Annotated in this window: 12 protein-coding genes; 5 read left to right on the top strand and 7 right to left on the bottom strand. The window is 59.9% G+C overall.

Going from position 1 to position 14,263, the window contains the following annotated elements; all coding sequences use genetic code 11:
* Window positions 1-76: 76 nt before the first annotated feature.
* The 4 genes from G5137_RS17235 to G5137_RS17220 all read left to right on the top strand — a co-directional run bounded on the left by G5137_RS17235 (window position 77) and on the right by G5137_RS17220 (window position 4,902).
* Complete coding sequence (locus G5137_RS17235; RefSeq protein WP_368176298.1) at window positions 77-1,474, top strand: TolC family protein; 1,398 nt, start codon at window positions 77-79, stop codon at window positions 1,472-1,474.
* A 73-nt stretch (window positions 1,475-1,547) separates the two neighbouring features.
* Window positions 1,548-2,552 (top strand): HlyD family secretion protein, encoded by a 1,005-nt coding sequence (locus G5137_RS17230; RefSeq protein ID WP_421255708.1) that lies wholly within the window; start codon window positions 1,548-1,550, stop codon window positions 2,550-2,552.
* Window positions 2,552-3,706 carry an ABC transporter permease gene (locus G5137_RS17225; RefSeq protein WP_421255707.1) on the top strand — a complete coding sequence of 385 codons (1,155 nt, stop codon included), beginning with the start codon at window positions 2,552-2,554 and terminating at the stop codon, window positions 3,704-3,706. The genes G5137_RS17230 and G5137_RS17225 overlap by 1 nt, the downstream gene beginning before the upstream one ends.
* A complete protein-coding gene (locus G5137_RS17220) occupies window positions 3,706-4,902 on the top strand; it encodes an ABC transporter permease (RefSeq protein WP_421255706.1) in 1,197 nt (398 codons plus the stop codon). The genes G5137_RS17225 and G5137_RS17220 overlap by 1 nt, the downstream gene beginning before the upstream one ends.
* Window positions 4,903-5,011: 109 nt before the next feature.
* On the opposite strand, the gene G5137_RS17215 is transcribed toward G5137_RS17220, so the two are convergent.
* The 3 genes from G5137_RS17215 to G5137_RS17205 all read right to left on the bottom strand — a co-directional run bounded on the left by G5137_RS17215 (window position 5,012) and on the right by G5137_RS17205 (window position 7,405).
* Entirely contained in the window at window positions 5,012-5,647 is a 636-nt protein-coding gene (locus G5137_RS17215) for an SDR family oxidoreductase (protein ID WP_421255705.1), read from the bottom strand.
* A gap of 133 nt (window positions 5,648-5,780) precedes the next feature.
* Window positions 5,781-6,635, bottom strand: a complete 855-nt coding sequence (locus tag G5137_RS17210) for a DnaA ATPase domain-containing protein (RefSeq protein ID WP_042010405.1) — start codon at window positions 6,633-6,635, stop codon at window positions 5,781-5,783.
* Window positions 6,636-6,706: 71 nt separating this feature from the next.
* Window positions 6,707-7,405: a DnaT-like ssDNA-binding domain-containing protein gene (locus G5137_RS17205; protein WP_421206037.1), complete on the bottom strand. Its 699-nt coding sequence runs from the start codon at window positions 7,403-7,405 to the stop codon at window positions 6,707-6,709.
* Window positions 7,406-7,694: 289 nt separating this feature from the next.
* Between G5137_RS17205 and G5137_RS17200 the strand changes: the two genes are divergently transcribed.
* A complete protein-coding gene (locus G5137_RS17200; protein ID WP_421206036.1) occupies window positions 7,695-8,666 on the top strand; it encodes a response regulator in 972 nt (323 codons plus the stop codon).
* A gap of 74 nt (window positions 8,667-8,740) precedes the next feature.
* On the opposite strand, the gene G5137_RS17195 is transcribed toward G5137_RS17200, so the two are convergent.
* From G5137_RS17195 to pta, 4 genes are all read right to left on the bottom strand, one after another.
* A complete protein-coding gene (locus G5137_RS17195; RefSeq protein WP_227341975.1) occupies window positions 8,741-10,138 on the bottom strand; it encodes a peptide MFS transporter in 1,398 nt (465 codons plus the stop codon).
* 213 nt (window positions 10,139-10,351) lie between these two features.
* Complete coding sequence (gene galU, locus G5137_RS17190) at window positions 10,352-11,263, bottom strand: UTP--glucose-1-phosphate uridylyltransferase GalU (protein ID WP_227341976.1); 912 nt, start codon at window positions 11,261-11,263, stop codon at window positions 10,352-10,354.
* 96 nt (window positions 11,264-11,359) lie between these two features.
* Window positions 11,360-11,680: a ComEA family DNA-binding protein gene (locus G5137_RS17185; protein ID WP_021231962.1), complete on the bottom strand. Its 321-nt coding sequence runs from the start codon at window positions 11,678-11,680 to the stop codon at window positions 11,360-11,362.
* Between the two features lie 380 nt (window positions 11,681-12,060).
* Complete coding sequence (pta, locus tag G5137_RS17180; RefSeq protein ID WP_005339119.1) at window positions 12,061-14,241, bottom strand: phosphate acetyltransferase; 2,181 nt, start codon at window positions 14,239-14,241, stop codon at window positions 12,061-12,063.
* Window positions 14,242-14,263: the final 22 nt, after the last annotated feature.

Here is a 14,263-nt window from a genome sequence, read left to right as displayed (position 1 = left end):
GCTTTGCGTTATGATAGCTGGCTTAAATCGAGCAAATGCTCCAAACATTTATGCAACAAAAGCGGATTGGGGATCTATGACGTCAAGGTTCATTAAATCACTCTGGCCGTGTCTGATGGGGGCCGTGCTGGGGTCGGCGCAGGCGCAAACCATCAGTTTTGGCGAAGCCTGGACCCGGGTCATCCAGCAGGATGAAGGGCTGGCTGCCGAGCAGGCCGGGGTCGATCGGGCCAAGCAGCTGCGCGAGGCGGCCAAGGATATGTATCTGCCCAAGGTGGATCTGGGGGCCAGCTATACCCATCTTGATCAGCCGATTGAACTTGATGCCCTCGATCTCAATCCGCTGGCCAAGCAGAAAGATCTGATCCTGGCACTCGGCAGCCTGTTCGGGGTCGGAGCCAACGCATTTGTCACCCCCCTGACCAAACAGAATGTGGTGACCAGCTCGGTCAAGATGCTCTGGCCGCTGTTTGCCGGTGGTCGCATCGATGCGGCGCAGGATATCCGCCAGGCGCAGGTGAGCGAGGCGCAACAGCTGCTGGTGCTCAAGGAGCAGTCCACTTTCGAGAGCCTCTCCCAGACCTATTTCGGCGTGGTGCTGGCTGCTCAGGTGGTGCAGACCAAACAGGAGATCGAAGAGGGGCTGGCCCACCATCTGGATCATGCCAAGAAGCTAGAAGCGCAGGGCCAGATAGCCAGGGTGGAGCGTCTCTCCGCCCAGTCGGCCTATGACAGAGCGCGCATCGATACCCAGAAGGCGCGCCGCAGCCTCGAGATCGCCGAACTGGCCCTCGGCCGCATGCTGAAGTTGCCAAATGCCCAGCCGGGCAGCGGCCTGTTCGTCAACAAGGAGCTGCCGCGCCTCGAGGGGTTGGTGAGCCAGACCCTGGAGGTGCACCCCGGTCTCAAGCTGCTCATTGCCAAGAAGGAGCAGGCCAAGGGGATGATCCGGGTCGAGCAGGGCAAATATGCCCCCGAGGTGTTCCTGTTCGGCAACTACAACCTCTATGAAGATGATTCGCTCGCCTCCAAGACCGCGCCGGACTGGCTGGTGGGGGTGGGTGTCAGCATGCCGCTGGTGAGTCGCGATGGCCGTTCCGAGACGGTGCAGGCAGCCAAGAGCGCCGAGCTGCAGGTCAATCTGCTGCAGGCCAAGACTCGCGATGATCTGAAGCTGCTGGTGGAGAAGACCTGGCGCGAAGCAGCGCAGGGGCTGGAGGAGTATCAATCCCTCTCTTCCACCCAGGCGTTGGCAGAGGAGAACGTGCTACTGCGGGACAAGGCCTTCGGGCAGGGACTCTCTACCTCCCTTGATGTGGTGGATGCCCAGAACCAGCTGGCAGGAGTCAAGACCCAACGTGCGGCGGCGGCTTATCAATATGTGGTGTCGCTGGCTCGCCTGCTGGCGCTCTCCGGCCAGATGAACAGTTTCAATCAATATCAGCACGGTCAGGTGATCGAGGTGAACTCATGATCGCACTCCAGTCCGTTCCTTTTTCTATTTCTGTTTCGACCGCCAAGGGTCGCCCGTTTGTCGAGGTGAAGTGATGAGCCATCCCCCCATCAAAAAGAAGATGAGCCAGGGTAAACCGCTGTTGTTGCCGCTGGCGCTGGTGATCCTGGTGGTCTGGCTCGGCTGGCGCTTTTGGCTCGCTTATCAGCCGGAGCCGGTGCATCTGCAAGGGCAGATTGAAGCGCAACAATATTCGGTCTCCTCCAAGGTGCCGGGCCGCATCGACGAGGTGCTGGTGAAAAAGGGTGATCAGCTGACCAAGGATCAGCTGGTCTTTACCCTGGCGAGCCCCGAGATTGAAGCCAAGCTGAGCCAGGCCAAGGCCGGTGAGGCCGCTGCGGGGGCGCTGGCGCAAGAGGCAGAGAAAGGGGCCCGAGCCCAACAGATCGCTGCCGCCAAGGATCAGTGGCAAAAAGCCAAGGCTGCCGCCCAACTGCGTGGCAAGACCTATGAGCGGGTCGCCAGCCTGCACCGCGACGGCGTAATGCCGCTGCAAAAACGCGACGAGGCCTGGACTGCCTGGCAAGCCGCCCGCTACAGCGAAGGGATGGCGTGGCAGCAGTACCAGATGGCGTTGGAAGGGGCGCGGGAAGAGACCAAGATCGCCGCTCGCGAGAAGGCCAAGATGGCGGCGGGTTCTGTTGCCGAGGTTGAGGCCTATCTGGCCGACACCCGCATCACCAGCCCCCACAGTGGTGAAGTGAGTCAGGTGCTGCTGCGTAGCGGCGAGCTGGCGCCGCAAGGCTTCCCGGTGGTGACCCTGCTCGACATGAACGATGCCTGGGCCCAGTTCCACGTTCGCGAGGATCTGCTGCCCCGTTTCCCGGTCGGTACCGAGTTTGATACCCGCATCCCGGGCCTTGGCGATCAGATGGTGCGCTTCAAGGTGACCCATGTGGCCGTGATGGGGGATTTTGCCACCTGGCGCGCCACCGATACCCGTCAGGGTTTCGATATGAAGAGCTTCCAGGTGGAGGCTCGCCCGCTGCAACCGGTTGAGGGGCTGCGGGTTGGCATGAGTGTGCTGGTTGAACTCTGATGGGACGTGAATTTCGGCTGCTGTGGCAGGATCCGTTCAGCCGTGCCCTGATGAGCTGGGTGCCGCTGCTGCTGATGGGGATCCTCTGCTGGATCTTCTCGGCTGGATTGGCCCGCGACCTCAAGGTGGGGCTGGTGGATCTCGACCACAGCGTGCTGTCGCGCCAGCTCGCTTTCTCGCTGGATGGCTCGGCCGGGCTCAAGGTGGTGCAACAGTTTGACTCCATCGATGCCGGAGCCCGAGCCCTGCGCGGTGGCGATATCTATGCGCTGGTGGTGATCCCCAACCATCTGGAGCGGGATGCCCGTCAGGGCACCCAGCCGCAGGTGACGGTGTTCAACAACGGCCAGTTTATCCTCATCGCCAAGCTGGTCAACTCTGCGCTGGCACAGGTGGTAGGTACCCTCAATGGTCAGGTAGGCGTGCTGGAGGCGATGGCCGATGGCAAGGCGCTGCCCGGTGCGCTCGGGCAGTCGGTGCCCATCAGCAGTCAGGTCACTGCGCTCTACAACCTCAACTCCAGCTACGCCCAGTTTCTGCTGAGCGCCATTCTGCCCGCGGTGTGGCAGATCCTGGTGGTGCTGTTCGGCCTCAATGCGCTGGCCCGTACCGATCGGCTGGGGCTGGACTGGACCACTCGCGGCGTCTGGTTTGGCCTCTGGCGCACCCTGCTGCCCCACGTGCTGATTGGCTGGGGCTGGGGGATTGTCTGGACGCTGCTGCTGTTCAAGGGCTTCTCCTATCCCATGCACGGTAGCTGGTTGGTATTGCTGGTGGGGCTGGGGCTCGCCTCGGCCGCCTGCGTCACCATGGGGGCTTTTTTCTACGGCATTATCCGGGATCCGGCCCGCGCTCTGTCGCTGGCGGGGGCTTACACTGCGCCCGGTTTTGCCTTTATGGGAGTCACCTTTCCGGTGAGTGCCATGGGGGATTTCGCCCGCTTCTGGCGCAGCCTGCTGCCGGTCTCTCACTATGTCGAGCTGCAGATTGGTCAGAGCAACTACGGTCTGCCCCTCGCATCGGCGCTGCCGCAACTGGGGGCTCAGCTGCTGTTCCTGCTCCCCTTGCTGCTGGTGGTGCGCCGTTACAAGCAGCAGGCCGAGCTGGCACGTCAATCAGCCGCAGTGGCAGTCGCTGAAAAGGAGCCTGAGTGATGCTGGGATTTGTCGATCTGTTGCGCCTAGAGCTGCGCACCCTGCTGGCGGATCGCGCCATCATGCTGACCCTGTTTGGCGGGGTGATCTTCTACTCGTTTCTCTATCCCCAGCCCTATCTGCATCAGCTGCCACGGGAAGAGGCGGTAGTGGTGGTCAACGACGATGGCAGTCAGTTGTCCCGTCAGCTGGAGTTTATGGCCGATGCCACGCCGCAGGTGAAGCTGGTTGCGCGGGCCAATTCGCTGGCCGAGGCGCGCCAGCTGATGATGGCCGGGGAGGCGAGCGGGATCCTGCACATCCCCAACCACTTCTATCGGGACCTGATGCTGGGCAAGAGCGTCACCCTGAGCTATGCCGGTGATGCCTCCTACTTTCTGGTCTACGGCACCATTGCCGAAGGACTGGCGCAGGCCGGTGGCACTCTCGCCGCGCAGGTGAAGGTGGCGCGGCTGCTGAGCCACGGCGAGGCGCTGCCACAAGCGGCCATGGGCTGGAATGCGGTGGCCCTCAACGTGGTGCCGGTGTTCAACCCCACAATGGGTTATGTGAACTACGTGGTGCCGGCGGTGTTCGTGCTGATCCTCCATCAGGTGTTGCTGATGGGGGCGGGGATCCTGGGGGCGACCCAGAACCAGCGCAGTTGTCGCGGTGAGCATGGTTACTGGCAAAGCGCGCCGGTGTTGCCGCTGCTGCTGGCCAGAACTCTTGTGCTGGCTGGGTTGTTCCTGCTGCCGGTGAGCTACTTCCTCGGCTTCTGCTTCGATCACTACAATATCGCTCGTCATGCAGATCCGGTGCAGCTTTGGCTGTTTGCCCTGCCGTTCCTGCTGGCCACATGTTGGTTCGGGATTGTGTTGGGTGCCCTCTTTACCCGGCGCGATCTGCCCACTCAGGTGGTGCTCCTCTCCTCCCTGCCGCTGGTCTTTCTGGCGGGCTTTATCTGGCCGCTGGAGCTGATCCCGGCCCCCCTCAACTGGCTGGCTCAGTGGGTGCCCACTATCCCCGCCATCGAGGGTTTTCTGCGCCTTAACCAGATGGGGGCCGACTTTGCGCAGGTTTCCCGTTACTGGTGGCAACTATGGGGTCTGGCGCTGCTCTACGGCGCGCTGGCCTGCCTGCTGCTGCGTTGGCGGCAGCAGTCATTGCCGGTGGCCAGCCAGCCGATCGTGCAGAGTGAGACGACCGCCGGTTAAGCGGGATAGGGCAAGCGCCCGTGAGATAGCGTGTGCGGTAAAGCGAAAACGGTCAGCCCTTGGGCTGACCGTTTTGTTATGTGGTGGGGTTAAGCGGTTTACTGCTGCTTTAGCCACGCTGGAGTTCGGGATCCCCGATGGCGTAGATCTGCCCCACCGCCGTCTCATCCGCCAGCAGGCGCAGCCCTTGGGCGGCCACATCGGCGCGGCGCACCAGTCCGTGTACCTCCTTGCCCTGACTCAGTTCGGCGCGGCCGGTGGCGTCGCCATCCTGAAGGCCCGCCGGGCGCAGAATGGTCCATGCGAGGGCGCTGGTCTGCAGCCAGCTCTCCGCCAGACTCTTGAGGCGCACCTCGTGACCGAAGGCGGCGCGGGCCCGCTCCGGCAGATACTGCCAGCTGTCGCCACAGCCGAGGGAGGTGACCAGCAGCAGCCGTTGCAGGCCTGCCTGCTCCATGGCATCGATCACATGTCGGTTGCCCTGATAGTCCACCGGCGCGGCCTGACGGAAGCTGCCGAGGGTGGAGACGACCTGTGTATCTTGCCCCGCACGGGCACATGCCTGCTGCACCGCAGCCGGATCCAGCGCATCCCCTTCGATGACTTCGACCCCCAGCGCACATAGTTCTGTGGCCATCTCGGGGTTGCGTACCAGCGCAACGACCCGGTGACCCTGGCTCAGGGCGTGATGAGTAAAGGCGCGGCCCAGCCCGCGGCTGGCTCCGAAAATCAGTGTGGTTGGCATAGCTGAGCTCCCTTGGCAAAAGGGGCTAGCCTAGTGGCTTGTTCGCCTGCTGTAAATGAGAGTTGTTTCTATTTGTGAGGCAGCAAGGAGGAGAAGGTGCGAGCCGTCAGCGACTCGCACTCTTTGAGAGGCATCAGCCGTTGTAGTTGCCGATGCTGGGGCGACGGCTGGGGCCGCTCAGGTGGATATCCACCGGATTGAATGCCTTGATCGCCTCATAGCTGAAATCACCGATCGCCTGATGCAGGCTCTGGGGCGTGTGGTTGGTGATGATGATGACGCTCTTTGACAGGTTGCGACGGCGGCGCAGCAGGTGGCCGAGGAAGCTGGACTGGCTCTCCGCCATTTTGGCGCGGTTGGCCGATACCTCATCGATGATCAGCAGATCCACCTCTTCCAGCGCGCGGCGGTACTGGTTGCGCTCGTCCTGATCGGGGATGACGTTGAAGAACAGCCGATCGACGATGGAGGCCCACTGCTGGAAGATCACCGATTTCTGGTGACGGGCGATCAGCTCATGCGCTACCGCTCCCGCCAGGGTCGACTTGCCGGTGCCGTAGTCGCCGTAGATCAGCATGCAGCCGCCACCGCTCTTCTCCCAGTGCTCGAAACCGCTGATAAAGTAACGGGCGGTTTCGATGGGGTATTGCAGCGCCGGATCTGTGGCATCCATCTTGTCAAATACCCAGTCGGGGTTGAGGTCGGCTTGGGCGATCAGCTTCTGGATCCGCTCCTGACGGGCCGCCTTCTGCAGCTCGCGCACCTCGGCGTTGGCCTTGGCGTCGTACTCCTTGCGCAGGGTCTCGTAGTCATACTGGCCGCCACCGGTCTCTTGTTGCAGGCGACGAATGCGCTCCAGCAGGCCACCCACATGGCGGCTCAATTCCGGGTCGTGAATGCGGTGATCCTGCTTGGCCTTGGCGATCTTCTGGCGCTTGGCTTCGATCTCTTCCAGCTCCTGGCGCAGGGGATCTTGCGGGTCAGTCATGGAATGCTCCTTCTGCTCGATCAGGGATGGGTAGACAAGGGGTTGATTCTGCCTGCAGGCGGGGGCCGCTATCAATCATTATCCGGCTCCTGCTGCGCAGCGGGTTCTTGCGTCTGCTGTTGGGCCAGTCGCTTGGCCTCTTCAATCATCTGTTGGGCCCGTTTGCTGGGGCCCGACTCTGCCGGGGCCGGCGTCACCTGTTGGTAGCCCTGCACCTCCATCGGCTTGCGACGGGTATAGCGGCGGGTCTTGAGGGCGCGAATAAACTTGAGCATCCATTGATGCTGGGAGTCGAACACCTCGGGGCGCCCCAGCCAGTAGGCGATAAATTCTCCCAGATCCTCTTCGCTATAGCTGGCATCGATCACTCCGCACAGGCGGGCGAGGGCGGGCAGCTCCTCGTCCGGTCGCCATTGCAGATGCATCTGGAAGGGGCGCTCCGGCAGCGGGCTGCGCAACTTCTGGGTCAGCAATGGCAATTGGAACGGGCACTGATGGTAGTGCTCACTCTCGGGCTGGGTCTCGACTTGCAGCAGGCCCGCCTCCATCAGTTCATCGAACAGTTCGGTGAGCTGGCGGGCATTGACCTGAAACGAAAAGCCGCAGGGATCACCCGGATCGACCACTGCCAGCGCCCGACCCAGCTCGGGATAGTTGAGCCGGGCCGCCTGATTTTCCAGCACCAGTCGGCGCAGCTGCAGGGTATAGAGACTGCGAGCCGGATGGGACAATCTTGGGTGGGCAAGGGCGCTGTATTCGGCTGGGGTCATGGTCTTCTTCACGAGCTGGAGTGGGGGGCATTATCCCCTATGGTGCTCTCCTGCACAATTCGTCACACTGCAAGTGAGTGCCCTGCATGGTCGGGTGGTGAAAATTGAGCGTACCGCGGAGCGTTGAGCAGGGAGAGCGGGATTGTGTCGATAATCCAGCAGCTTGCACTATTTTGGTATGCAGATTAGCCAATCCGGCTATTTGTGACGCAAGGCACGCGGCATTTCTGCTGATTTAGACTAGTCTTATTACTTAAATAAACAATTGACTCATAAGGTTTTTGTCAACATGCCAAAACCCGGACTGCGGATCCTGGTGGTGGAAGACGAAGCAGTTTTTCGCCATTCGTTAGTGAGTTACCTCGCGCGGGACGGGGCAACGGTGTTTCAGGCTGAGGATGGAATTGAAGGGTTGTCAGCTGCAGCGATTTATCATCCCGACGTGGTACTGTGCGATCTCAATATGCCCAATATGGATGGCCGCGAGGTAATCGCCTGTCTCTCTGCGCGCTATCCCCATATTCCGGTTATCGTCATTTCGGCCCAGAGCTCCATGGAGGCGGTCGCCAGTGCCTTGCGTGCCGGTGCTCGGGACTACCTGCTCAAGCCCCTCGAGAACTTCGCACTGGTCGATCGCAGTATCGACCAGTGCCTGAATGGGAGTTCCACGCGAGCTCAGCAGCTCGAATTGATGGCGCATATGGATTACTTCAGTGCGCATGATCGGGCTGCCAGCCGTTTGCTCGCCGGGCTGAAGCCACCGGGATTGCAGGAGTGGGGCCCCTGGCAGGTCACGTTCAAGGGGCTTGGGCACCTCTTCATTCCCGATACCTTCAAGGTGGAAGACAAGCTGCTGGTGCTGGTGATGGAGATGCCCATCATGGGGACGGATGCAGGATTTTGCGGGGCGCTGGTGCGCTCTCTGATGAACGTGCCCTATCGCCAGTTTCAGCAGAACGAGAGCCGTTTGCTGAGCCAACCGCACCGGTTGCTCGACTACCTAAACCATCAGTTGATGGAGTCCGGGTTGCGCCACGCTTTTGCCATGGCTGCTCTGCTGTTTGATCAGCACGATGGGCTGGTATTTGCCAATGCCGGGCTCACTTCCCCCCACTGGTTGATGCGCTCGGGTGGATTACCGCTTGGTCTGATGCGCAACAGCCACTACGCTCTGCACAAACGCAGCTGGCATGAACCATTCGATCTGCAGTTTCGCAGCGACAGCGGTAGTGCGCTCAATGTGCAGGTGCGTCATCACTGAGGCTGCTTGACTAGAGACCAAAACAGACAAGGCGCCCGATGGGCGCCCTGTCTGTTGTCTACAATCCTGACCGTTTAGACGGTGGCGGAGTGTAGTTTCTTCTCTTGAGCTTGCGGCTCTTTGGCCGGGCCTTCGGCACCGTGCATCCAGTAAACCAGACGATTAGCCATGGTCAGCAGCAACAGGGCGCTCAGCACCGCAGCCAGGGCGATGCCACCGAAGATGGCGATCGGGCCGGCTTCACCAACAATGGAGCCGATAAAGCCCGCAGCATAGTTGGCGATGGCGATAAAGCCCATCCAGGCACCCATCATGAGGGAAGCCAGACGCAGCGGAGCCAGTTTGGTCACCATGGAGAGGCCGATCGGGGAGAGGCAGAGCTCGCCCAGGGTGTGGAACAGGTATGCGCCAACCAGCCAGAACATGGAGGTCTTGACGGTGTTGTCACCACCCTGCTGTAGCACGGCACCCACCATGAACAGGAAGCCGATAGCCAGGAACAGCAGACCCATGGCGAATTTCACCGGAGAGTTCGGCTCTTTCTTGCCGAGCTTGATCCAGATGGCCGCAACGACCGGTGCCAGAGTGATGATGAAGAAGGGGTTCAGGGACTGGAACCAGGCAGTCGGCACTTCGAAGCTGCCGATCATGCGGTCGGTATACTCCTGGGTGTAGAGGTTCATCAGACCACCGGCCTGCTCGAAGCCGGCCCAGAAGATGATGGTGAACAGACCCAGTACCAGAATAACCTTGATGCGATCCACTTCCTGCTTGGTCAGCGGTGCTTTCTGCTCGGTAGTACGCAGGGCGGCTGCGCGCTGGGCGGCAGTGACACGACCGATGTCACCCAGGAAACGTTGGGCCATGGTGGCCTGGATCACCAGAGAGAGCAGCATGCCGATACCGGCGCCGACGAAGGCTGCTTGCCAGCCGTAGGCGGTGGCGGCAGCACCACAGATCACACCTGCCAGCAGGGAACCCAGGTTGATGCCCATGTAGAAGATGGTGAAAGCACCATCACGGCGGTGATCGCCCTCTTCATAGAGGTCACCCACCATGGTGGAGATGTTCGGTTTGAACAGGCCGTTACCCACGATCAGCAACGCGAGGCCCGTGTAGAACATGGTGTTGACCATATCCGGGAACATGGCGTGGGGCAGTGCCAGAGTGAACTGACCTGCGGCCATCAGCACGGCACCGATCAGGATGGCGCGACGTTGACCCAGGAAGGTGTCAGCCAGCCAGCCGCCGATCAGCGGAGTGATATAAACCAGACCGGTATAGATACCGTAGAGTTTGAGGGCATCTGCCTGACTCCAGCCCAGACCGCCGTTGGCAGTCAGGTCGGTCAGATAGAGCACCAGTACGGCACGCATGCCGTAATAGGAGAATCTCTCCCACAGTTCGGTACTAAAGAGCAAAAAAAGCCCTTTAGGGTGACCTAAAAAGGTCCCTTTTGACGGGTTATTCATTGGAACTTCCACCTGTGTCTTATATTTTTTTGAGTTTTTTATGCAAGGGCGAGAAACACGCCTCAACCCTTATAGAACATGCGTGAATAAATTACAACATTATGATTTGCTGAGAGTTTATTTACTCTTGATTGATTTTTTGTTGCGCAAATGAAAAAGGAGCATCATTTGATGCTCCTCGAATACCTCTACAAAAAACAGATTTTTTAGCGATTACAACTGTTTGACGAACTGCTTCAGCCAACCGATGAACTCGCCGTTCAGCTCACGATGGCGTACGGCATATTCCACATTGGCTTTCATATAGCCGAGTTTGCTGCCGCAATCGTGGCTCTTGCCCTTCATGAAGTAGGCGTTGACCTGCTCCTGCTCCATCAGCATGGCGATGGCGTCAGTCAGCTGGATCTCGTCACCGGCACCGGCCGGGGTCTTCTCCAGCAGCGGCCAGATATTGGAGGAGAGGACGTAACGACCCACCACCGCCAGATTGGAGGGGGCTTCGTCACGGGGCGGCTTCTCGACAATGGCCTGCATTGGCAGGGACATCCCCTCGCTCAGGGCCTCGCCCTTGATGTCGGCGATGCCGTACTTGTCCACTTCGCTTTCGGGAACCGCTTCCACCATGATCTGGCTGATCTGGTTCTCTTCGAACATATGCACCATCTCGGCCAGGTTGTCTTTTTTCGGGTCGCTGGCCACTTCATCAATCAGCACATCAGGCAGCAGCACGGCGAAGGGGTTGTCACCGATCAGCGGGCGGGCACAGAGGACCGCGTGGCCCAGCCCTTTGGCCTCCCCTTGGCGGACGTGCATAATGGTGACGTCTTTCGGGCAGATCTGTTGCACCTCTTCCAGCAGCTGACGCTTGACTCGCTTCTCGAGGGTCGCTTCCAGTTCGAAACTCTTGTCGAAGTGGTTTTCGATGGAGTTCTTGCTCGAGTGGGTGACCAGCACGATCTCTTTGATACCGGCGGCGATGGCTTCGCGCACTACGTACTGGATCAGCGGTTTGTCGACCACCGGCAGCATCTCTTTCGGGATGGCCTTGGTGGCTGGCAGCATACGGGTACCCAGACCGGCTACCGGGAGCACGGCCTTGCGAACTGTCAGAGGAGTCTTTTTCATGGAAAACTATCCAGCGGGATTAAAGTGCGGCCATGATACTCCAAGAAAAATGGGGCAGCCACAGGCTACCCCATTCGTATATGCAGAGCTCGGACGTTATTTGACGATGATCATGTCACGGTTGGCTTCCAGCGTGGCAGGGCCAATTCCATTGACATCTGCCAGCTGATCGACCGAGGTGAACTTTCCCTGTTTCTCCCGATAGTCGACGATGGCTTGTGCCTTCTTGTCGCCAATCCCTTTCAGGCTGGTGAGTTCGGCAAGGGTGGCCGTATTGATATTCAGCTTGCCGGCTTCCTTGGCGACCTCGGCTGTGGTGGTTTGCTTCGGCGCTGCTTTATCAGCGGCCAACACAGGTTGGCTGAACAGGGGCAAGCAGGCTAACAGCATGATTGCAGAGAGCTTCTTCATCAGCATTTCCATTCCTCCATGATGTTGGATTTTGCCGAGTAGGCAGTTTGAGAAATAGCGTATCGAACGGGTCTTTTTCACTGCTATTTCTAACAGGTCAAATTCTCATGCCGATGGTGGCGGATTTGCTATAAGCGCTTAGCCATGAATGCCGCCGTATAGCCAACCTTATGATCTGGAATGTATTTCAGATGCATCTTTGATTTGACGAGCAAACTTCTCCGAGATGCTCTGCTCAAACCGTTGTGGAGGTGCCGGATGGAATTATTCTGCGCAACAAAGTGCGGATGGCATGTTTCACTGGTCTTCAAAGAGAGAACCAATAAAAAAGGCTGCTCACCTGGGGTGAGCAGCCTTTGTGATCGGTTTTTTCAGGCGGATGCTGATTAGGCTTGTTCGTCAGCCTGAGCAGCCTGGATACCGGTCAGGGCGATGGTGTAGACGATGTCGTCAACCAGGGCACCACGGGAGAGGTCGTTGACCGGCTTGCGCATGCCTTGCAGCATCGGGCCGATGGAGACCAGGTCAGCAGAACGCTGCACCGCTTTGTAAGTGGTGTTACCTGTGTTCAGGTCAGGGAAGACGAACACGGTAGCTTTACCGGCAACCGGTGAGTTCGGTGCCTTGGACTTGGCTACGTTCTCCATGATGGCCGCATCGTACTGCAGCGGGCCGTCGATGATGAGGTCGGGGCGCTTGGCCTTGGCCAGCTCGGTCGCTTCACGCACTTTCTCTACATCGGCACCGGCGCCGGAGGTGCCGGTAGAGTAGGAGATCATGGCGACGCGCGGCTCGATGCCGAACGCGGCTGCGGAGTCGGCGGACTGGATGGCGATCTCGGCCAGCTGCTCGGCAGTCGGGTCCGGGTTGATCGCGCAGTCACCGTAGACCAGCACCTGGTCAGGCAGCAGCATGAAGAAGATGGAGGAGATCAGTGAAGAGCCCGGAGCGGTCTTGATGATCTGCATTGGCGGACGGATGGTGTTGGCAGTGGTGTGCACCGCGCCGGATACCAGGCCGTCAACTTCATTGCGCTCCAGCATCATGGTACCCAGTACCACGTTGTCTTCAAGCTGCTCGCGGGCAACCACTTCGGTCATGCCCTTGTTCTTGCGCAGCTCGACCAGACGCGGCACATAGCGCTCGCGCACAACGGCCGGATCGATGATTTCGACGCGATCGGTCAGTACCACACCCTGCTGTTCGGCAACGCGACGGATCTCTTCCGGGTTACCCAGCAGCACCGGACGGGCAATGCCACGCTCGGCACAGATGGCGGCAGCCTTGATGGTGCGCGGCTCGTCACCTTCCGGCAGCACGACACGCTTGTTGGCCTGACGGGCCAGCTCGGTCAGCTGATAACGGAATGCCGGCGGGCTCAGACGACGGGAACGGGTAGAGCTGACGGTCAGTGACTCGATCCAGTGTTTGTCGATGTGGCCAGCGACGTAGTCCTGTACCAGCTCGATACGCTCGCGGTCATCTTCCGGAATATCGACGTTGAAGTTCTGCAGGCTTACGGCGGTCTGCCAGGTGTTGGTACCGGTCATCATGATCGGCAGGCCGGTGGCCATGGCCTGTTGGCACAGCGCCATTACCTGCGGCTCCGGATGATAGTTACCGGTCAGCAGCAGGGCGCCCAGCTTGACGCCGTTCATGGCGGAGAGGCAGGCGGAGACGATGACGTCAGAGCGGTCGCCGGAGGTCACCAGCAGGCTGCCCGGACGGAAGTGCTCAACCATGTTGTGGATGGAGCGGGCACAGAAGGTCACGGTCTGCAAACGGCGGCTGTCCAGCTCGCCTTTGTGCAGGATCTTGGCGGCCAGATGCTTGGCAAGATCCTTGGCGCGCGGGGCGATCAGCTGGGTGTTCCAGGGGATGCAACCCAGGATGCGCAGCGGGCTCTTGCCAAACACTTGCAGCACTTCCAGGTTGTGAGCCGCGTCAGAAGCGTGGTGATGGGCCTCGAACATCTCGGTCAGGTCAGGGCGGGTTACGCCATGCTCGTCAACCGGCGCGCCCACCTTGTTGATCACGCAACCAACGATGCGGGGGTTGTTGACACCACCGAAGTTGGAGCAGGCCAGCTCAATGCGCTCTTTCAGCTTCTGGCTGGAGTCATGGCCCGGGTGGGTCACGAATACCATGTCAGCGTCCAGCGCCTTGGCGACGTCGTAGTTCAGCTTGTTGGCAAAGGGCTGCTTGTCGGTCGGCACCATACCTTCGACAACCAGCACTTCGGCACCACTGGATTTCACGTGCTCTTCGAAGCGGGCAACGATCTCTTCCAGCAGGATATCGGTGTTGCTGGAGCTGATCATGTTCTCGGCGTAGGAGAGGGTGAAGGGCTCGGGCGGGTTGATGTTGGCAGCTGCGCGGATAACGGCGGTTGAGCGCTCTGCGCCGGTTTCACCCGGACGCGGCTGGGCAACCGGTTTGAAGAAGCTGACATTGACACCGTGACGCTCCATGGCGCGAACAACGCCAAGACTCACGGAAGTTACGCCGACACCAGTGCCGACCGGGATAAGCATAATAGTGCGTGCCACTTTATACCCCTTGTTCATTTTTTGGGATCAGGAAAAGGCC

Origin of the sequence: Aeromonas sp. 600282 (assembly GCF_049175755.1) — a bacterium.
Classification (GTDB): domain Bacteria; phylum Pseudomonadota; class Gammaproteobacteria; order Enterobacterales; family Aeromonadaceae; genus Aeromonas; species Aeromonas veronii_A.
Note: the sequence above shows the minus strand (reverse complement) of the source record. Positions and strands in the feature narration are given on the sequence as shown.

Coding starts and splice junctions, on each gene's coding strand:
- G5137_RS17235 (WP_368176298.1), top strand. CDS start 77: ATGACGTCAAGGTTCATTAAATCACTCTGGCCGTGTCTGATGGGGGCC.
- G5137_RS17230 (WP_421255708.1), top strand. CDS start 1,548: ATGAGCCATCCCCCCATCAAAAAGAAGATGAGCCAGGGTAAACCGCTG.
- G5137_RS17225 (WP_421255707.1), top strand. CDS start 2,552: ATGGGACGTGAATTTCGGCTGCTGTGGCAGGATCCGTTCAGCCGTGCC.
- G5137_RS17220 (WP_421255706.1), top strand. CDS start 3,706: ATGCTGGGATTTGTCGATCTGTTGCGCCTAGAGCTGCGCACCCTGCTG.
- G5137_RS17215 (WP_421255705.1), bottom strand. CDS start 5,647: ATGCCAACCACACTGATTTTCGGAGCCAGCCGCGGGCTGGGCCGCGCC.
- G5137_RS17210 (WP_042010405.1), bottom strand. CDS start 6,635: ATGACTGACCCGCAAGATCCCCTGCGCCAGGAGCTGGAAGAGATCGAA.
- G5137_RS17205 (WP_421206037.1), bottom strand. CDS start 7,405: ATGACCCCAGCCGAATACAGCGCCCTTGCCCACCCAAGATTGTCCCAT.
- G5137_RS17200 (WP_421206036.1), top strand. CDS start 7,695: ATGCCAAAACCCGGACTGCGGATCCTGGTGGTGGAAGACGAAGCAGTT.
- G5137_RS17195 (WP_227341975.1), bottom strand. CDS start 10,138: ATGAATAACCCGTCAAAAGGGACCTTTTTAGGTCACCCTAAAGGGCTT.
- galU (WP_227341976.1), bottom strand. CDS start 11,263: ATGAAAAAGACTCCTCTGACAGTTCGCAAGGCCGTGCTCCCGGTAGCC.
- G5137_RS17185 (WP_021231962.1), bottom strand. CDS start 11,680: ATGCTGATGAAGAAGCTCTCTGCAATCATGCTGTTAGCCTGCTTGCCC.
- pta (WP_005339119.1), bottom strand. CDS start 14,241: ATGAACAAGGGGTATAAAGTGGCACGCACTATTATGCTTATCCCGGTC.